This is a genomic window from Panacagrimonas perspica (assembly GCF_004364935.1).
Taxonomy (GTDB): domain Bacteria; phylum Pseudomonadota; class Gammaproteobacteria; order Nevskiales; family Nevskiaceae; genus Panacagrimonas; species Panacagrimonas perspica.
Window position 1 is genome coordinate 163,491 of sequence record NZ_SOBT01000011.1, and the last position, 18,486, is coordinate 181,976.

Below are 18,486 nucleotides of genomic sequence, written 5' to 3' on the forward strand. Positions count from 1 at the left end.
GCCAACACAACGCAGGCAGCGAGTGCGTCCGTCCGAATCCACGACGTCCGCGTAGCCCGGGTGAAACCCGGGATCCCCGCCCGCAATTCGAGACTGCCCCGGACTTCGCCCGGGCTACCGGTTCCGTGGAAGGAAAGGGATCGCCGCCGCCGGTCCGTGCCAACAACAACGCAGGCAGCGAGTGCGCCCGTCCGAATCCACGACGTCCGCGTAGCCCGGGTGAAGTCCGGGGGCCTGCTCGCAATTCGAGACCATCCCTGGGTTTCACCCGGGCTACGCCTCTCGCGTATTCATCACGGCGACGAGCGCATCGAGCAGCTCGCGCAACTGCGGCATCAATATCTGCGAAGCCTCCATCCATCCACGCCCCGCATCGACCAGCCCCTGCGGATCGCGCAGCCGCGTCGACGTGCGACGGATCGCGCGCTCGATGCCGTAGTCCGTGCCGTAGGACTGCAACAGCTCGGCGAATCCCGCCGCCGAAGGCCGCCGTCCGCCGCCCCGCTCGAACCACTCGCCATCGTCGGCCAGCGACACGCCACAGCGTGTCGCGAAATCCGACAGCGGCCGGTCGTGGAAATCGCCCCAGGCATTCGCCAGCGCATGATCCGCCGCAAGGTCGAGCACGATGCCCGCATACCGACGTTCGCCCTGCGCGAACCCACCGCGCGCCGCCTGCATGATCGGATGACGATCCGTCGCCGCGTCCACGCGCCGGTGCAAGCGGATGCCGAGCGCGACGTCGTCCGGATACGCCGACAGATCCGCACCGCGCACGACGTCGCCGAGCACGCTGCCGGATAGCGAAGTGCCCGTGCGATCGGCGAGCCAGAGGTGAGCGAGGAAATTCATCGTGATCGGGGCGGGGCGGCCGTGAAGGATAGTCCGGACCGGTGTCCCTTCCGTTCGCGGCAAGCGGCGGCGTTCGACAGCACGCCGCGTATCGATCCATCAAAGCCGGCGTCAGACGCGAGGACGCCCGTCACTTGAAGAAGTACGACCCGTACCAGTAATCCCGCATCACGTTGCGCAGATGCTCGACGACCCCCGCCAGCTCCACGCCTTCCGAGCTGACGACAGCGATCGCGTACGGAGAATCCGGCGCCGCCGCCAAGGCCGTGCAGATCAGCCAGCACGGCCGTCCGTACAGCGTCACCGGCGTGCACAGTTCCCGAGGCGTTTGCGCCGCGACGAGCTGCGTCGCGAGCGTTTCCACTGGCTCCCAGTACAAGGCGTTTCGCGCCGAGCGCTCGAAGCGCGCATCGCGGGAAGGTGCTGTCGCGCGCAGACGCAACAACGCCACCTTGATCTGCGGAAGGTCGCGGAGCCGCTCGAGATGCGTGGGTGATTCGCTATCCATGCTGGTACGCAGTCAGCGGATCCAGTCTCCACGGTAGCCCGCGTGCGGCGCCCGATCCACTTCCGCGGGTTGGCGCGACGCCTCGATGCGTCGCAGCCCCGTGAACGAATGCGCGCCACCGCACCGACGACCGGTTGCGGCTCGCCTACCTTGGATGTTCACAGGATTCACCTGCGCCCCCTGGAAGCGACGAGCGTTCATTCGCTCATCGGCACGCGGCGGCGCAACGAAGAGCGACGTGAAGTTTTCGCTGCCTTATCCGGCGACGAGCGCTGCGCGACGCACTTCGAGGGAACGGTCATCTGACTGCGCCCATCGGTGGTCCCGGTTCAGTGGAGAAGAACATGAAAACACGATCCAACCCGATGCTCCTGGTTTCCGCCCTCGTGCTGGGCTCGTTCATCGGCGGCAGCGCAATGGCGGCAACGGTGAACGCCCCGGTGACTGCCCCGATCACACCGTCGACCGCGACCTCGATTGCGCCCGCCGTCCCGATCGCCCCCAACGTTGCGCCGACCGTCGCACCGACGACGACGGTATCGCCGACCATTGCAGTGCCGGTCGCGCCGGTCGTGGTCGTCCCGGAAGTTCTGCCGAAGAAGGCCAAGTAAGGCCTGCGGATTCGAAGGCGTCGCCTCGCCGTTGAAGGCGAGCGTCGCGTGAAGATCCGTTGAATCGTCCTCCTCCTGCGGATCACGCGGGAGGAGGCGCGATGCTGACCGGACGCAGGACTTCGGTTTCGGGCCCTGTCCCGCCGTCCGCCGCGCAGGCGTGGCCCATCTTCGCGTGTTCCAGATAGCGCATGACGCTGCCCGACGTCAGCTTCAGCGAAGGATCGAGTCGAAGCCCGCGCTCTGCAGCGCCTTGGCCGTCCACTTGTTGCAGGTGTTGGCCGCCGAATAGCGGCCGGCCGCGTCGAAGAACTGGCTATCGCCGTAGATGCCTTTCGACAGCGGCACCAGATGCCCGCCGTCGTCGTGCGAAAAACTGCCCGACAGGAACTGGCCCAGCGCATCGATCTCTTCCTGCGAAACGCAGAACGAGGCGAGCTGGCTCTCGGGAAACGAATCCTGTGGCGCGACCGGCACCGCCGACACGTGCATCACCGTCCCCGGTGACCGGAACAGCGCGCGCAGCGCCAGGCCGGCCGTGATGTCCTGTGCCTGGTAGAAACCCTTGTCGCCCCAGCCGATCTCGTAGAACGCCGGCGCGCCGAAGCGCGTCCCCAGATCCGGAAGCACCGCGTTCAACGCGCGCGCGGGAATCACCAGCCCGGTGTGCCACCCGTGGTTGACGATGTGGACCGGAATCGTTCGCGGCGAAGCAACGCTCGCTTCGCCTGGACGCGGCTGCACGGCGCGAGGTTCGCCCGAGCAGGCCGACAGCAGCACGAAGGCAGCGGCGACGACAACGACGGCCGCATGCCGCGTCATCGAAGCCGTGAGACTTCGGTGCAAGGTCTCAGCCGTCCGACGAAGGCTGGACGACGGGCGCCGTGCGCCCCATCGCGGCAAGCCGGCGCGAAAGCCGGAACGCGTAGGTGTCGATGACGCGCCAGTCCCAATCCGCCACCGCCCCGAGTTCGGGATAGCGCTCCTCGCGGGCCTTCGCCCGGGCCTCGGAATTGACGACGATCCGGCACTGGAAGGTCTTGGGCGGCGTGAAATACAGATGCAGGTGGATCAGGCCCCAACCGCTCACCGAATGGCGAAACGAATGGCCGTCGCGCGGCGGGTCGAACTCGACGCGCCGTTCCAGCGGGCTGCCCTTCATCGACGGATACCAGAGCGCAAACGAATAGTGGGGAATGCCCTCCCGCCCGCACTGCGATGCCTTGGCCTGGATCTCCGCCGGCGTCGCGAAGCGCTCCAGCGGCTTGCCGAGGTCGGATTCGGAGGAGGACACGGTGGGCGTCTCCGCCTGGAACGCGCTTTCGACCAGGTCGCCGAAGTCGGAAATGCTGAGGAGAGTGGCAAGTGTCACGGAACGTCCTTTGCTCGAGAGGCCGCTGCGATCCAGCGCCCGGACGCCATGTTGCCACTCACGCGTCGGTGACCTCGCCGATTCGCCACAGGACCCCGCAGGATCGTTCGGCCTTGCGGGTCGGACAGGATCGCCGACGCCCGCGGCTCAGCGACCCTGACTCTGCTCGTCTTCTCTACGTCGCTTCTCGACGTCCGCAAACGAAACCCGCGCGTGTTCCAGGCATTCGTCGCGTTCGTTGCCGGTCAGCGTCCCGCAACTGTCCGTGCGCTGCGACTCGAAACTGCTGTACGACTCGCTGGCGGTGATGCAGCCGGTCAGCGCCGTCGCGCCGAGGAGCAGGGCTGCGGTCGTTCCGATCGTTCTGCGAATCACGTTCGTCTCCAGGGGGTCTCACGATAGGGGCTGCGCGGGTCAGCGGTTCTGTTCATGCGCATCGAAAATCACAGGCAACCCACATCGACTGCACGAGCCGGTTACGTGTCGACCGGCCTTGGAGCGACTGGTTACGCGCCTGGAGCACGATGTGTCTCGATGAGCTGGTGAATGTCTTCAACGTCACTAGCCCGGGAAAGTGCCGCGGACGAAATCAAGTGTTCCTTGCTCCCGGCCTTGATATGAAGAATCTTTTGGCTCCCGATATTTTGAATCCACGTCCGTGTAATGGTACTCACGGGTATACGAAGCATTACCTTGGACACGCCGTTTTTTGGCATGACAAGTAGTGTGTCCGTGATGATGATTTTCGTTGGTCCACCAAAGGATGCAACCAACATCCTGAGTCCAAGGGCGGCAAGCAAGAAGCAGAAGCCAGCCATGGAAAAGAACAATAGTGCCGAAGCGTCGGGGCCGAGATTCTCGATAAGACGGGTCACACGTACCCCGTGATGATTCCGATAGGGCATCCGAACAAAGCTGACGCCTGCCATGGATGGGAAGATCAGCAGTATCAGGGCCGGCAGCTTTCGAACTCTGCAAGTAAATTCGTCGTACGCTTTCATGATGTTCTTGCGGAACCGATAGCGCGATGGAGAATTCCAGCGCCAACTCCGAGGTAGGAAGACCCTACGCCCGACCTGCGTTCTGGGCCGGTACTGAGCTAGAGGGATAGTTCGGATTGAACCGTTGGTGGGAACTCATTGCTAGAGAGGCGAACTCAGCGTGAAAAGCGGGAAGTAGAGAACAGAAATCAAGCCGATAGCGATGCCGATATTGGCTATGACGCATAGCCATCCGAAAAAAACCAGCATTAGGGCGGCCAGGAGTAGCGCGACCGCCAGCAGAGTTTTCACGAGCACGCGCATTGGGCCTAACGCCTAAGTTAAGCCGCGTTCTTGCCCGGCGACGCTTGCCGGACAAACAAATGCCCGGAGGCAAGAACGTCGGCTTCAACGACCTGTTGGGCCTGTGCTGTCTCTACACGGCCACTGCTCGACGCAGGCACCACGAAATATTGAAGCCACGCGGCTGCCTCAACCCGCGAGACCGTTACCACGATTGGATTGAGACGGATGCTTTGCATGCAGAAGCCTCTCTCGATGCGATCTCAGACTGACGCAGCTCTGCTAGACGACTTCTACGCAGACCGAAGCCATTTGCAGATTAGCTCAGCTCGACGACTAAAACTCTACGCCGAAGAGATGTGCAATAGCCGCACCGCGCCGGCCACAAATAGCTTCTTTCCCCTCTCCGTGCCCAACGCCTTATTAGGTAACCAACTCTGCGCCCTAACGCGTCTGCGTGCGCGCTAATACGCCGCCGGCCGAGGCAAGTGCTTGAAGAGCCTGCCGGTGCCGTCCCCGCCTCCGGGTTATCACGCAATGAACGGATCATTTCAGCACCATCGTCGTTCAGTTGAAGAAGCAGACTCCTAGGTTATTCGGCTGTCCATGGCTCGCGTCGCGCTCGCGGGCGCCGGTCCAACCTCTACGTGTCCAGACCGTATCACCCGCCCCAGCCCCAATCCATCGCGCCCACGCTTTGCCCGGCAGCGGCTTTGAATTACCAAAGAACCCTACTTCTTCGGACTCACCCACATCGTAATCACCGCCCGAAACACCACTTGGTCCTGCTTGTCCTTCACATTCACCGTCACCGGCCAATCGAAACCCTCGGCACCGAACGCCGGCAGCGGACTGCAATCACAAACACCACGCAAGTCGGTACCGGCCTTCTTCAAGTATTCGACCGTCATGCCTTTCGGAATCCAGCGATGCGTCGCACTCGGAACGCTGACTTCGGTGACCAGACCACCGGCGAACTCGGCGAGGTTGCACATCGCGATCGCGTGGACGGTGCCCAGGTGGTTGGTGACGCCCCAGCGTTTCTTGAGCGCGGCCTCGGCATAGCCCGGGCGCAGTTCGAGCATCTGTGGGGAGATGCTGCGGAAGTAGGGGGCGCGTGCGGCGATCATCTTCGACCAGGCCGACTTGCCGAGCGGGAGCTTCGACATGCGGTTCCAGGTTTCGAGCGCGAGATTCTTCTTCGGTGTGCGGGCCATCGGACGTTTCCTTGAAATAGGGAAGCAGATGGCTCGACGCTAGCACCGCGCTTCGGCGGACTCCTTGACCCTCAGGCGCTGCGTCGCGGCCACACGGTCGCGAGGCGCTGCGGGCCGTGTCCGTGGTCGAGCAGGCGCACCAGCGCAAGACATCCCAGGCCCGAGATGAGGACCGACAGGCCGAATACGCCGGCATAGCCGATCGCATCGCCGATGAACCCGGCACAGACGCCGGCCAGTCCGCTGCCGAGCACGACCGCGCAGGCGAGCAGCGTGTAGTCGGTGCCGGCGTGATGGGGATCGGAGGCGTCCATCATCAGCGTGAACAGCGCGACCGTGGCCATGCCGCCGAGCAGGTGTTCGCAGGTGGTGGCGGCGTAGATCAGCGACTTGTTCGACGGGTCGAGCGCGCAGGCCACGTACATCAGCAGGCTCAAGGTCTGCAGCACGCCGCAGCTGATCAACGCAATGCGCCGTCCGTAGCGCCACGCGAGCCAGCCGCCAGCGGCGGCGCCGGCCAGGCCCATGATCGAACCGATGGTGCCTTTGACGATGGCGATCTCCTCCTTGCTCAGGCCGGCGTCGTGCATGAACGGGCCGACGAGGCTGGAGGCCATCGCGTCGCCGAACTTGTAGGCGCAGATCAGCAGGATGAAGGTCGGCAAGCCGGGATGGCGCAGGCGATGGCCCCAGCCCAGCCGCAATGCGGCGCCTGCAGGAGGGGTGTCAGCCCCGATACTTCCTGTCGGGGCTGACACCCCTCCTGCAATGGGAACAGAGAGTTTTCCTGGCAGGAACAGCGCAGGCACGCAGGTCAGCAGCAGGATCGCCGCCATGCCGAAGAACATCGCGGACCAGCCGGCCTTGGCGAAGATCCACAGCAGCGCGCCGCCGCCCAGGATCATGCCGATGCGATACGCGCCCACCTGGATGCCGTTGCCCAGGCCGCGCTCGGCGGGCGACAGCAGGCGCACCGCGAGGCCGTCGGTGGCCACGTCCTGCGTGGCGGCCAGCAGGTTGAACAGCACCAGCGCCGCGAAGATCGGCACGAGGCTGCTTTCGAGATCCACGAACGCCAGCCCGAGCGCGCCGACGAGCGTCAGGAATTGCAGCGACAGGATCCAGGTCTTGCGCGAGCCGGTGTGATCCACCAGCGGCGCCCACAGGAACTTCAGCGCCCAGGGCAGGAACAGCAGGCCGCTGGCGCCGATCGCCGCCAGCGACAGGCCACGCTCGCGCAGCAGCACCGGCAGCGCCTGCGTGAAGAACCCGAACGGCAATCCCTGGGCGAGATACAGACTCGCGAGCAGCGCGAGCTTGTACGGGCGGTTCACGGTGCTTCGGGTTTGGCGGGGGTGACGTTGTGCTCCGGCGAGCGCGACATGCCGGCGGTGATCAGGAAACGCATCGCCTCTTCCATGCCCATGTCGACCGGGGTCAGGTAGCTGCGCGGCAGCAGCACGGTATAGCCGCCGATCTGGTAGCTCATCGGCAGGTACACGGCCACCGTCTCCTCGCCCGACGCTGCCTCCAGTCCCACGCTCTTGAGATCTTCGAGCGTCACGAACCCGAGCATGCGGATCGGCAGGCCCGGCATCTGCACCTGCACCACCTGTCCGAAGCGTTTCTGGTTGCTGCCGGCGCGCGAGAAGAATCCGGTGAGGTCCTTCACGGCGCTGTACACGGTCTTGATCAGCGGAATGCGCTCGAGCTGTTCTTCGAGCCAGCCGATCAGCTCGCGGAAGAAGATCGCCTGCATCAGCACGCCGACCAGGAAGATCACCAGCAGCGACACCACCAGGCCCATGCCGGGCAGGTAGAAGTTGCTCGGCAGCAGCACGCGGATGAATCCGCCGAGCACGGTCTCGGCCACGCCGATGATCCACATCACGATGGCCAGCGTGACCATGATCGGCAGCAGCACGAACAGGCCGGTCAGGAAGGTGCGGGCGAGGCGGCGCCAGTCGAGCAGGCGGGGCAGCGGTTTGATCTTCATGCAGCAGCGATCAGTGGAGTTCGGAGGCGTCGGCCCAGCAGGCGTGCGTGCCGGAGGGAATGCGCAGCGGCATGCGGACTTTGGCGATGGGCCCGACGGCAAGATTCTGCGCCGCGTAGATCCAGCATTCCGACACGTTGCGATTCATGTCGCTCACGTAGGTGACGAGCCAGCCGTCATCCTCGGTCTGCGTGCCCGCACGCTGGATGAACGGCGTTTCGCTGCCGAACACGCCGGGACCAAAGGGAACCGTCTCGCGCTTGCCGGTGAGCAGGTCGTGCTTGACCAGGCCATCGGACAGGAACCAGCCCGGTTCGCCGGTGGTGCTGTAGACGTAGCGGTTCGCGCGGTTGTGGGCGCGCGGATTGATCGTGCCGAACTCGCACACGGTGTCGTCGAGACATTCTTCGTGCGTCTGGCCGGTGCGCAGGTTGAAGCGCCAGCGCCAGAGCTGCGGCTTGAGCGACTGCAGATCCACGTAGGCCATCAGCTGCGCGTACTTCTTCGGCGCACCGTGCAGCGGCGGGGGCATCGGATGCTGCTGGCGGTAGCCGTCCAGGATCACCTCGTCGCCTTCCTCGCGTGCATTGGTCCAGTGCAGCACGTAGGTGGGACTGGCCTCGAACCAGCGGATGCCGCCGGCGCGGCCGCGGCGCGGTACCAGCGCAAAGCGCGACGGCAGATCGTGCAGGCGCGCGGCGAAGATGTTGCGCGTCATCAGCTCGGCGTCCCAGAACAGCGGGAAGTCGTTGAGGATGTAGAAGCGCTCGGTGAATTCCATCGCATGCGGCAGGCGCGGGCCGGGCAGCGCAACGTCGACGGCCTCCAGCGGATCGCCGGACCGGGACACCGCGCCGCAGCGCATGAACGGTGCTTCGCGCGAGTAGTTGAACCACAGCAGCTCGCCGGTGGCCGCGTCGGGCATGCAGTGCGCGGAGACGCCTTCGCGCGGAAACTCGCCGCCCCAGCCGACCGCGCCGTACTGGTCGAGCGTGACGGGATCGGTGGCGTACAGCTCGCCGCATTGGTAGAAGCTGGTCAGCGCGCGGCCACCGTGCACGCAGACGTCGGTGCTCGACGAATCCTTGAGCGAGCCCTGCGCGCCCCAGCCCGGACGCTCTGACTTCGGGGGCACTTCGGCGATGCCGGACCACAGCGCGCGACCGGCTTCCTGCTCGCTGATGAAGCCGCGCGTGCGGATGAAGCGGTTGCGGAACGAGGCGCGTCCGCTGCGAAAGCGCATCGCGCACAACATGCCGTCGCCATCGAAGGGGTGGTACTTGCCCAGCGGCTCGTGCACCGGGTTTTCGGTGTTGCGCAGGTAGACGCCGTCGAGGTCGCGCGGAATCTCGCCGACCACCGGGCAGTCGTCGTCGGTCCATTCCTCGAACACCGGCGACCAGGCGCCATTGAGGTACGGATGATCAGTCGGCTGGAGCGTGGAGCGAACGCGATTGAACAGGCGTGCGGTCATGCCGATTCGGTCGAGGGAGTTCGGGCAGCGAACGTCGGGTGGATTGTACGCGCGCGCCCCGCTTCGACGGCGCGGGCCCGTTTGTTACCCTCGCGACCCATTTCGAAACCCGAGATCCCGCATGCGCGCCGCCGCCTACGATCGCACCGGACCCGCGAAGGACGTCCTGACCCTGATCGAGCTGCCGACACCGGAACCGGGTCCCGGCGAGGTGCGCGTCAGGCTCGCGACCTCCGGCATCAATCCTTCGGACGTGAAGACCCGCGGCGGTACGCGCACCAAGGTGCTGGCCTTCCCGCAGATCGTGCCGCACAGCGACGGCGCCGGCGTCATCGATGCCGTGGGCGCCGGCGTGGACAGCGGCCGGATCGGCGAGCGCGTGTGGACCTGGAACGCAGCCTGGGGACGGCCTCACGGCACCGCGGCGCAGTACATCGTGCTGCCCTCTGCGCAGGCCGTGCAGCTCCCGGAGCGCGTGGACTTCGCGGCCGGCGCCTGCCTCGGCATTCCGGCGCTGACCGCGTATCACGCGGTCGTCATGGACGGCGGCGTGAAGGACAAGACGGTGCTCGTGGCCGGCGGCGCGGGCGCGGTCGGGCATTACGCCATCCAGTTCGCGCGCCTGCGCGGCGCCCGGCAGATCATCACGACCGTCAGCAGCCAGGCCAAGGCGCAGATCGCGCTGGCGGCCGGTGCCGATGTGACGATCGACTACCGCAAGGAAGACGTCGCGGCGCGGGTGCTGGAACTCACGAACGGTGCCGGTGTGAACCGCGTGATCGAGGTGGATCTTCACGCCAACGTGAAGCTGGACTTCGCCGTGACCGCGGCCAACGGCGACATCGTCATCTATGGCAGCAACGTGCCCGAGGTCCCGGTGAACTTCGTGCAGGGAATCACGAAGAACCTGCAGCTGCGCTTCTTCATCGTCTACAACCTGACGGCGGCGGATCGCGCGCGGGAGCTCGCGGAGTTCGGCGAGCTGCTCGCGTCCGGGCGCCTGCAGCACAACGTAACGGATCGTTTCCCGCTGGATCGCATCGCCGAGGCGCATGAGCGCGTGGAGAGCGGGCAGGCGGGTGGGAACGTGGTGCTCGATATCTCGTAGCCCGGGTGAAACCCGGGGTGTTTGTCCGATTTGCGAGAGGAGCCCCGGGTTTCACCCGGGCTACGGGTCATGGGTCTGCTGTTCGTTTGCGTTAGCTGTTGACCTGGATCCGTCTCGCCACCGTAGCCCGGACGAAGTCCGGGGTATTGGTCCGATTTGCGAGAGGAATCCCGGACTGCGTCCGGGCTACGGCCGGTTACGGATCGATCAATCCCGCCCGCAGCGCCGCGATCGCGATCTCCGCCTGGTTCGACGCGCCGAGCTTCTGCTTGATGTTGTACAGGTGCGTGCCGACGGTGCGCGGTGACAGGTGCAGGACCTCGGCGATGTCGTTCACCGAACGTCCCTTGGCGAGCGCGATGAACACCTCGAACTCGCGTGCCGACAACACGTCGACCGGATTCTGATCGGCGGAGTACTGCTGCACGGCCATCTGCTGCGCGAGGCTGGCCTCGACGTACATCTTGCCGGCGGCGACCTGGCGGATCGCCTGGATGAGTTCGTCGGCGGCGCTGCGCTTGGTCAGATACCCGACCGCACCGGCCTTGAGCGCGCGGCGCGGATGGCTGGTGTCCTCGTGCGCCGAGAGGATCAGGATGCGTAGCGCCGGATGCCGTGCGATCAGCCGCGAGATTGCTTCCAGCCCGCCCATGCCCGGCATCGAAAGATCCATCACCACCACGTCCGCCTGGGCTTCGGCACAGCGTCGCAGCGCGTCTTCACCGTTCTCGGCCTCGGCGACGACTTCCAGATCCGGCGTGCCGGACAGCAGCAGGCGAAAGCCCATGCGCACGACGGCGTGATCGTCGACGAGCATCACGCGCGTCTTGCCGCCGACGGGATTCGTGTTGCCGTTCTTCATGACGACGGATGCCCGGACGACGGTAGAGGGAGCTGGACGACGATGCGCGTGCCGCCTTCCGCGGGATGGGTGATCGCCAGCGTACCGCCGACACCCTGCACCCGCTCGCGCATGCCGAGCAGGCCGAAGCGATCCGGGCTGTGCAGTTGCTGCGCCGTGATGCCGACGCCGTCGTCGGTGACCGCGAGCGAGACCTGCGTCGACGTGGCGCTGACTTCGATGGCCACTGAACTCGCCTTCGCGTGCCGCGCCGCGTTGGTGACGCTCTCCTGCGCGATGCGGAACAGCGCGATCTCCGCCTCGTCGCCCAATCGCGGCAGGGCTTCCGGCAGATGCAGTTCGAACGCGAGCTGCAGATGCAGCGCACGCCACTCGTTGACCGCGTCGCCGAGCGTGTCGGCCAGCCCCATGCCCTCGAGCGCGATCGGCCGCAGCCGGCGGATGATGCGATGCATCGCGTCGTAGATCGCCGCGGCCGACGCGCCGATGGCCTTGCTCGACTCGTGCGTCTGCGGATCGCTGTTCTCGCTGCGATTGGCCGTGGCTTTCGCGATGGTCTGGATCGCCGTCAGGTACTGCCCGACCTCGTCGTGCAGTTCACGCGCGAGCACGCGACGCTCGTCCTCGAGATGACGCTGGATGAGCTGCGTGAGCTGGCGGTTCTCGGCGAGGTCGCGCTCGGCGGTCACGCCGCGCTGCAGTTCCGCGATCATGCGATTGAAGCCGACGCCGATCGCGTGCAGTTCCGGCAGTCTGTAGTCCGGCAGGCGCACCGACAGGTCGCCACGCTCGGCGCGCGCGAGGCCCTGGACGACGGTTCGCACCGGCTGCACGGCGCGGCTGATGACGAAGTGCAGCAGCGCGTTGACCAGCACGAAGAAGCCCAAGGTCAGCCACGTGAGGCGCAACAGGTCGTCCCAGGCGTCGAGCACGCTGCGCGAGGGATCCGGCGTGATCACCAGGCGGAAGCTGTCGGCCTCCAGCGTCACCGGCGGAAGACGCGGGCCGACCAGGTCCTCGAACCACTCGGGTGCATCGCGGCCGGCCTTGTACTTGGACGGCGGCGACTGGAAGACGCGCTCGCCGAGGCGATCGAACAGATCGATGTCGTTGGCGCGCACGCGGCCCAGGCGGGTCAGGAAGTCCTGCACGACGCCCTGCTGCGCCGCGCCGCTGGAAAACATGCCGCTGCTGAACAGCACCGCCGTCATCAACTGCGCCGTGACGCGATTGGAGGCCTCGATCTCTTCGCGGATCTGGCGGCGGATCTCGCCGAGCGTCAGGTACGTGCCGGCCGCGACGAACAACAGGCTCAGCGCCGTGACCAGCAGCGTGATGCGGGCGCGCAGGCTCATCGCAAGCCCGTAGCCCGGGTGAACCCCGGGGTGTTTGCCCGATTTGCGAGAGCAATCCCGGACTTCGTCCGGGCTACGGGGGGCGCTCTCACGATGCGAATCGCGACCGCAGCTCGTCCATGATCACCACCAGCGCCCGGCTCAGCGCCGGCTCGAACACGCCGTGGCCGGTGAGCGGGAAGGTTCGGAAGCGCGCGTGCGGAATCTTCTGCGCCAGCTCCCAGGCGCTGATCGGCGGACACACTGGGTCGAGCGCGCCCTGGACGATCTCCACCGGAATGTCGCGCAGCACCTCCAGGCCTTCCAGCAGCTCGCCGTCACGCAGGAAGAAGCGGTGCTCGAGGTAATGCATGTAGACCCGCGTGCGCGCGCACAGCGGATCGCCGACAGGGCCGCTGGCGACGCCGTTGACGGTCATCGCCATCGCCTCGGATTCGAGCCTGAGCCAGGCGGTGGCGATCGCGCGCGCCGCCTCGGGTGCACCGCGCAGCACGGTGCGGGCGGCCTGCGTGGCGAGGTCGAAGTCGCGGGCCGCCTGCTCGTCGGCGATTCCGAACGGCGAGGCCAGCGCGTGCCAGGCCTCGGGCAGGAACGTACGCAGGTTGTAGGCGAAGGACTCGACTTCGCGCACGCGCGCGAGGAACACACCGCGCAGCACCAGCGCCTGCACGCGGGCCGGGTAGCGCCGCGCGTAGGCCAGGGCCAGGGTCGAGCCCCAGGAGCCGCCGAAGACGATCCAGCGCGCGATGCCCAGGTGCTCGCGCAGCTTCTCGAGGTCCTCGACCAGGTGCGCGGTGGTGTTCGCCTCGAGCAGCCCGGCGGGGCGGCTCTTGCCGCAGCCGCGCTGGTCGTAGAGCACGGCGCGGTAGTGCGCAGGATCGAAGAAACCGCGCTGGGCCGGCACGCAGCCGCTACCGGGTCCGCCGTGCAGGTAGACCACCGGCTGGCCGTCCGGCCGGCCGGATTCCTCGAAATAGAGTTCATGGCCGTCACCGACCGCGAGCCACTCGGCCCGGTGTGCGGCCGGAGCGGGGTACAGGACGTTCTTCGCGTCGCTCAAGATGGATTCTCCTCGTCGCGCAAACCTTAACGGGGTCGGCCGATCGGCGCACGGCTCATGATTTTCATGAGGACCGATCACGCGCGCTGACGGTAGGCACCCCCGCGGTCGAGGCGAACAATGAGGCGAGGTCGTTCCGGTCGGGCGACTTGGTCGCCGCGAGGCGGCCCTTATCCACGACAACAGCTGAGGAGATCATCATGGCCTGGACGAAACCCGCCGCCGTCGACATGCGGTACGGCTTCGAGATCAATCTGTACATCGCGGCTCGCTGAGCGCGATTCCGGTTCGCCCGCCTTCGCGGTACGTGAGGGCGACGCAGGATCGGTGAGGAATGCGGCGGTGAGCTTCTCACCGCCGCATTTTTTTGGTTCTTCGCTGATGGGCGGGGATTCGGAATCTGGCCGGCTGGCAGAAGCGTTTGGCGCAAAGGGCGCAAAGGAAAAGAAAGGACGCAAAGGAATGCGGGTAACAGCGCAGGGGCAGAAGCCGTTCAATCATCCTTTTTTCTTTTTCCCTTTTTTCTTTTCTTAGCGTCCTTTCTTTTCCTTTGCGACCTTTGCGTCAAAAGCCTTTCTTCCGCAGGTTCGAAATTCGCCGCGAACGGTAGCGACGGTCTTTCGCGCGCTGCCGGATTGAAGAAGGACCATTTTCTTGAGCGGCACCACGGATGCGCAGGACGCATCCGGGAGAACACGACATGAGCGACGATTCCGCGCCGTGGAGCGCGTCCGTCTTCGAGGAGAAGCTGCGCGCCAAGGGCAGCGGCTATCACGTCCATCATCCGTTCCACGTGATGATGGCCGAAGGTCGGCTGAACGCGCGCCAGCTGCAGGGCTGGGTCGCCAACCGTTTCTACTACCAGATCAGCATCCCGCGGAAGGACGCCGCGATTCTCGCGAACTGTCCGGATCGCGAGGTGCGGCGCGAGTGGGTGCAGCGCATCCTCGATCACGACGGCTACGGCGACGACGAGGGCGGCATCGAGGCCTGGATCGGATTGGGCGAGGCCGTGGGGCTGTCGCGCGACGACGTCGTGTCGCTGCGCCACGTCGTGCCGGCGGCGCGCTTCGCGGTGGACGCGTACGTGAACTTCGCGCGGCAGGCGAGCTGGCAGGAAGCCGTCGCGTCCAGCCTCACCGAACTCTTCGCCGGACACATCCATCAGCAGCGCCTCGACACCTGGCCGCAGCACTATCCCTGGGTCGATGCCGAAGGCCTGCGCTACTTCAAGGGCCGGCTGACGCAGGCGCGGCGCGATGTGCAGCATGGGCTGCACCTGACGCTCGCGTACTTCAGCCAGTCGCGTGCGCTGCAGGAACGCGCGCTCGAGATCCTGCAGTTCAAGCTCGACGTGCTGTGGTCGCTGGCCGACGCGATCATGCTCAGCCAGTGCGAGATGAAGATCGTCGGGGCACGCGCATGAGCGACGAACCGGTCGTGACGGTCGAGCAGGTCTACGCGGTGGCCAAGCTGTTCCGCCTGCAGTGGGAGCCCGCGCAGAAGGCCCACGTGCTGCTCTATCCCGAGGGCATGGTGCGGCTCAACCAGAGCGCGGGCGAGATCCTGAAACGGCTCGACGGCAAGCAGACGATCGCGCAGGTCGTCGCCGACTGCGAGGCCGCGTTCAACGCGCAGGGCCTGGAGCAGGACGTCCTCGATTTCATGGCGGGCGCCATCCGCCAGGGCTGGGTGCTGCGTGTCTGAGGAAATGCAGATGCCGTCGCGCGACGGCGTCGGCATGCCGATGTGGCTGCTCGCGGAGGTCACGTATCGCTGTCCGCTGCACTGCGTCTTTTGCTACAACCCGGTGGACTACGCCAAGCAGCACCAGGAACTGACGACCGAGGAATGGAAGCGCGTGCTGCGCGAATCGCGCGAACTCGGCGCGGCGCAGCTCGGGCTGTCCGGCGGTGAGCCGCTGCTGCGCGACGATCTCGAGGAGATCGTGCGCGAGGCACGCAGCCTCGGCTACTACACCAACCTGCTGACTTCGGGCATCGGCATGACCGAGGCGCGCATCGCGGCGCTGAAGGGCGCCGGGCTGGATCACATCCAGCTCTCGTTCCAGGACTCGACGAAGCAGATGAACGACTTCCTGTCGAGCACGCGCACCTTCGATCTGAAGATGAAGGTCGCGGCGCTGATCAAGCAGTACGACTATCCGATGGTGCTCAACTGCGTGCTGCACCGCTACAACATCGATCACGTCCAGCAGATCCTGGAGATGGCCGAGGCGATGGGCGCGGAGTACGTGGAGCTCGCCAACACGCAGTTCTATTCCTGGGCCTATCTCAACAAGGACCAGCTGCTGCCGACGCGCGAGCAGGTCGAACACGCCGAACTGGTCACCGACGCGTTCCGGGAGAAGGTGAAGGGCCGCATGCGGCTGTTCTTCGTGATGCCGGACTACCACGCGACGCGGCCGAAGAAATGCACCAACGGCTGGGGCAACCTCTTCATCACGGTGCAGGCCGACGGCACCGTGCTGCCCTGCCACGTCGCCGGCATGCTGCCGGGCATGACGTTTCCGAACGTGCGCGAGCACTCGATGGAATGGGCCTGGTACGACTCGCCGGGCTTCAATCGTTTTCGCGGCGATGGCTGGATGAAGGATCCGTGCCGGACCTGCCCCGAGAAGGAGAAGGATCTCGGGGGCTGCCGCTGCCAGGCCTACATGCTCACCGGCGACGCCGAGAACGCGGACCCGGTGTGCGACAAGTCGCCGCACCACGAGCGGATCCGCGAAGTCGTGGAGCGCACGAAGCTCGCGGTCAACGAGCAGCCGATCGTGTTTCGCACTGATCGGGATTCGCGGGACCTGATGAAGCAGTGCGGGGAAGGCGGGTTGAAGGTGGACGAGCGGCGGTTGTTCGAGCCGGGGGCGACCGCCACCGAAGCGAACACGCGCATCGGAAGAACCCCCGCATAGCCCGGGTGCAACCCGGGCTATGAGCAAGAAAAAGCCGGCGCTAGGCCGGCTTTTTCACGTCGAGATATTCAGCAAACGTAGCCCGGACGAAGTCCGGGATTGCCCTCTCCCCTCGCGGGGAAGCCCCGGACTTCGTCCGGGCTACGGTGGCGACTTCTCAGATCCGCTCTTCGATGCCGAAGCTCGAGAAACCCTTCTTCTTGAAGTTCTCGCGGAACGCATCGCGCAGCGTCGTCGCGGTCGCGTCGTACTCGTCCTTGTTCGCCCAGGTGTTGCGCGGATTCAGGATCGCGCTCTCGACGCCAGGGCAGGACTTCGGAATCGTCAGATTCAGGATCGGCAGCTTCTCGGTCTCGACGTTGTCGAGCTTGCCATCGAGCGCCGCGTTCAGCAGGGCGCGCGTGACCTTGATCGACATCCGCTTGCCGACGCCGTACTTGCCGCCGCTCCAGCCCGTGTTGAGCAGGATGCAGCGCGCCTTGTGCTTCTTCATCTTCTCGGAAAGCAGCTTGGCGTAGACGTTGGGCTTCTGCGCCATGAACGGGCCGCCGAAGCAGGCGCTGAACGTGGGCTGCGGTTCGGTCACGCCGACTTCCGTGCCGGCGACGCGCGCCGTGAAGCCGGAGACGAAGTGGTACATCACGTCTTCGGAATCCAGGATCGACACCGGCGGCAGCACGCCGTAGGCGTCGGCCGTGAGCAGCACGATGGTCTGCGGGTGCGGGCCCTGGGCGTTGGGCATCACGTTGGGCACGACTTCCAGCGGGTAGCTGAAGCGCGTGTTCTCGGCGATCGATCCGTCGTTCAGATCCAGCTCGTCCGGGTGGCACTCTTCCATCTTCTTGCCCGGCAGCGGCGGCACGTTCTCGATGATCGTGCCCGGCTGCGACAGCGCGGCGGCGATCACCGGCTCGGCCTGCTTGTCGAGATTGATCAGCTTGGCGTAGCAGCCGTCCTCGAGATTGCACAGGCCGTTGTCCGACCAGATGGTCTCGTCGTCGCCGATCAGCTTGCGGCTGGTGTCGGCCGACAAGGTGGTCTTGCCGGTGCCGGACAGGCCGAACAGGATCGCGGCGTCGTTGTTCTTGCCGACGTTGGCGGAGCAGTGCATCGAAAGTCGGCCCTGCTTGGGCAGCAGGTAGTTGCCGACGGTGAAGATGGTCTTCTTGTTCACGCCGCAGTAGTCGGCGCGGCCGGCGACCAGGCAGATGCGGTTCTTGGCGTCGATGACGACGGTGGCTTCGGAACGGCAGCCGTCACGCTCGGGCACGCAGACGAAGCTGGGCACGTTGAGCATGGTCCAGCGGCGCGCCTCGACGTCCTTCACGCCGGGCAGGTTCTTCGGAAACATGTTGTGCACGAACATCGCGTGCGCGGCGTACTCGCCGACGAAGCGGTAGGGCACGGCGAAGTCGGGATCCGAACCCATGAAGACGTCCTTGACGTACAGGCTCGCCTTCTTGTCGTTCAGGTGCTGGATGACGCGCTTGAGCAGGCCTTCGTAGGCGGTCGGGTCGTAGGGCGACAGGTCGGCCTTGAACCAGATCTCGTCGGCCACTTCCGGCCACTTCACCGCGTAGGTGTCCTTCGTGCGGCGACCGGTGCAGTCCGGGTCGGTGTAATAGACGAGGGGGCCCTTGACGCCGAGCTTGGTCGGGAACGCCTTCTGGGCATCCGAAGGACCGCCGCGCTTCACGCGACCCCGGTCATTCGCGATGGCCTCGTGAAAAAGCGCTTCCTTGCCCAGTTCGTACTTGTAGCTGACGGTCTTGAGCCCAAAGAGCTTTTCGAGATCGGCCTGAAAGGTCATTTATCGCGGTCCTGGGGGGAGGCGGGACGCCGGGGGGGCGCAAGGA

Annotated in this window: 23 protein-coding genes; 8 read left to right on the top strand and 15 right to left on the bottom strand. The window is 65.7% G+C overall.

The window, feature by feature from the left end:
• Positions 1–273: 273 nt before the first annotated feature.
• Positions 274–852, bottom strand: a complete 579-nt coding sequence (locus DFR24_RS20275) for an ACP phosphodiesterase (protein WP_133883271.1) — start codon at positions 850–852, stop codon at positions 274–276.
• A 130-nt stretch (positions 853–982) separates the two neighbouring features.
• Complete coding sequence (locus DFR24_RS20280; protein WP_133883272.1) at positions 983–1,360, bottom strand: hypothetical protein; 378 nt, start codon at positions 1,358–1,360, stop codon at positions 983–985.
• 108 nt (positions 1,361–1,468) lie between these two features.
• Here DFR24_RS20280 and DFR24_RS20285 point away from each other — a divergent pair, with 108 nt between their 5' ends.
• Positions 1,469–1,666 carry a hypothetical protein gene (locus tag DFR24_RS20285; protein WP_133883273.1) on the top strand — a complete coding sequence of 66 codons (198 nt, stop codon included), beginning with the start codon at positions 1,469–1,471 and terminating at the stop codon, positions 1,664–1,666.
• Positions 1,667–1,725: 59 nt separating this feature from the next.
• Positions 1,726–1,971, top strand: a complete 246-nt coding sequence (locus DFR24_RS20290) for a hypothetical protein (RefSeq protein ID WP_136249419.1) — start codon at positions 1,726–1,728, stop codon at positions 1,969–1,971.
• A 213-nt stretch (positions 1,972–2,184) separates the two neighbouring features.
• Here DFR24_RS20290 and DFR24_RS20295 read toward each other — a convergent pair whose 3' ends face one another.
• The 9 genes from DFR24_RS20295 to DFR24_RS20330 all read right to left on the bottom strand — a co-directional run bounded on the left by DFR24_RS20295 (position 2,185) and on the right by DFR24_RS20330 (position 9,313).
• Entirely contained in the window at positions 2,185–2,793 is a 609-nt protein-coding gene (locus tag DFR24_RS20295) for a TIGR02117 family protein (protein ID WP_210772648.1), read from the bottom strand.
• A gap of 28 nt (positions 2,794–2,821) precedes the next feature.
• Entirely contained in the window at positions 2,822–3,343 is a 522-nt protein-coding gene (locus DFR24_RS20300) for a hypothetical protein (protein WP_133883275.1), read from the bottom strand.
• A gap of 147 nt (positions 3,344–3,490) precedes the next feature.
• Complete coding sequence (locus DFR24_RS20305) at positions 3,491–3,718, bottom strand: hypothetical protein (protein ID WP_133883276.1); 228 nt, start codon at positions 3,716–3,718, stop codon at positions 3,491–3,493.
• Between the two features lie 131 nt (positions 3,719–3,849).
• A complete protein-coding gene (locus tag DFR24_RS20310) occupies positions 3,850–4,344 on the bottom strand; it encodes a hypothetical protein (RefSeq protein ID WP_133883277.1) in 495 nt (164 codons plus the stop codon).
• A 141-nt stretch (positions 4,345–4,485) separates the two neighbouring features.
• Entirely contained in the window at positions 4,486–4,647 is a 162-nt protein-coding gene (locus DFR24_RS24540) for a hypothetical protein (RefSeq protein WP_162851345.1), read from the bottom strand.
• 710 nt (positions 4,648–5,357) lie between these two features.
• A complete protein-coding gene (locus tag DFR24_RS20315; protein ID WP_133883278.1) occupies positions 5,358–5,843 on the bottom strand; it encodes a hotdog fold domain-containing protein in 486 nt (161 codons plus the stop codon).
• A gap of 71 nt (positions 5,844–5,914) precedes the next feature.
• A complete protein-coding gene (locus DFR24_RS20320) occupies positions 5,915–7,177 on the bottom strand; it encodes an MFS transporter (RefSeq protein WP_133883279.1) in 1,263 nt (420 codons plus the stop codon).
• Complete coding sequence (locus tag DFR24_RS20325) at positions 7,174–7,839, bottom strand: DUF502 domain-containing protein (RefSeq protein ID WP_133883280.1); 666 nt, start codon at positions 7,837–7,839, stop codon at positions 7,174–7,176. Before DFR24_RS20325 ends, DFR24_RS20320 begins: the two co-directional genes overlap by 4 nt.
• A gap of 10 nt (positions 7,840–7,849) precedes the next feature.
• The gene (locus tag DFR24_RS20330) at positions 7,850–9,313 is read right to left on the bottom strand and encodes a carotenoid oxygenase family protein (protein WP_133883281.1); all 1,464 of its coding nucleotides are present in this window, start codon (positions 9,311–9,313) and stop codon (positions 7,850–7,852) included.
• A gap of 121 nt (positions 9,314–9,434) precedes the next feature.
• Between DFR24_RS20330 and DFR24_RS20335 the strand changes: the two genes are divergently transcribed.
• On the top strand, positions 9,435–10,421 hold the full coding sequence (locus DFR24_RS20335) for an NADPH:quinone reductase (protein ID WP_133883282.1): 987 nt from the start codon (positions 9,435–9,437) through the stop codon (positions 10,419–10,421).
• A 196-nt stretch (positions 10,422–10,617) separates the two neighbouring features.
• Here DFR24_RS20335 and DFR24_RS20340 read toward each other — a convergent pair whose 3' ends face one another.
• The 3 genes from DFR24_RS20340 to pip all read right to left on the bottom strand — a co-directional run bounded on the left by DFR24_RS20340 (position 10,618) and on the right by pip (position 13,698).
• Complete coding sequence (locus tag DFR24_RS20340; protein ID WP_210772647.1) at positions 10,618–11,283, bottom strand: response regulator; 666 nt, start codon at positions 11,281–11,283, stop codon at positions 10,618–10,620.
• The gene (locus DFR24_RS20345) at positions 11,280–12,638 is read right to left on the bottom strand and encodes a sensor histidine kinase (RefSeq protein ID WP_133883283.1); all 1,359 of its coding nucleotides are present in this window, start codon (positions 12,636–12,638) and stop codon (positions 11,280–11,282) included. Before DFR24_RS20345 ends, DFR24_RS20340 begins: the two co-directional genes overlap by 4 nt.
• An 88-nt stretch (positions 12,639–12,726) precedes the next feature.
• Positions 12,727–13,698 carry a prolyl aminopeptidase gene (gene pip, locus DFR24_RS20350; protein WP_133883284.1) on the bottom strand — a complete coding sequence of 324 codons (972 nt, stop codon included), beginning with the start codon at positions 13,696–13,698 and terminating at the stop codon, positions 12,727–12,729.
• A gap of 200 nt (positions 13,699–13,898) precedes the next feature.
• Here pip and pqqA point away from each other — a divergent pair, with 200 nt between their 5' ends.
• From pqqA to pqqE, 5 genes are all read left to right on the top strand, one after another.
• The gene (gene pqqA, locus DFR24_RS25425; RefSeq protein ID WP_168710482.1) at positions 13,899–13,973 is read left to right on the top strand and encodes a pyrroloquinoline quinone precursor peptide PqqA; all 75 of its coding nucleotides are present in this window, start codon (positions 13,899–13,901) and stop codon (positions 13,971–13,973) included.
• Between the two features lie 67 nt (positions 13,974–14,040).
• On the top strand, positions 14,041–14,232 hold the full coding sequence (locus DFR24_RS20360; RefSeq protein ID WP_133883286.1) for a hypothetical protein: 192 nt from the start codon (positions 14,041–14,043) through the stop codon (positions 14,230–14,232).
• Between the two features lie 166 nt (positions 14,233–14,398).
• Positions 14,399–15,124: a pyrroloquinoline-quinone synthase PqqC gene (gene pqqC, locus DFR24_RS20365; RefSeq protein ID WP_133883287.1), complete on the top strand. Its 726-nt coding sequence runs from the start codon at positions 14,399–14,401 to the stop codon at positions 15,122–15,124.
• Entirely contained in the window at positions 15,121–15,405 is a 285-nt protein-coding gene (pqqD, locus tag DFR24_RS20370; protein ID WP_133883288.1) for a pyrroloquinoline quinone biosynthesis peptide chaperone PqqD, read from the top strand. Before pqqC ends, pqqD begins: the two co-directional genes overlap by 4 nt.
• Before the next feature lie 10 nt (positions 15,406–15,415).
• Positions 15,416–16,630, top strand: a complete 1,215-nt coding sequence (pqqE, locus tag DFR24_RS20375) for a pyrroloquinoline quinone biosynthesis protein PqqE (protein WP_246051733.1) — start codon at positions 15,416–15,418, stop codon at positions 16,628–16,630.
• Positions 16,631–16,787: 157 nt separating this feature from the next.
• Here pqqE and DFR24_RS20380 read toward each other — a convergent pair whose 3' ends face one another.
• Positions 16,788–18,440, bottom strand: coding sequence for a phosphoenolpyruvate carboxykinase (ATP) (locus DFR24_RS20380; RefSeq protein WP_133883289.1), 1,653 nt, complete (start codon positions 18,438–18,440; stop codon positions 16,788–16,790).
• Positions 18,441–18,486: the final 46 nt, after the last annotated feature.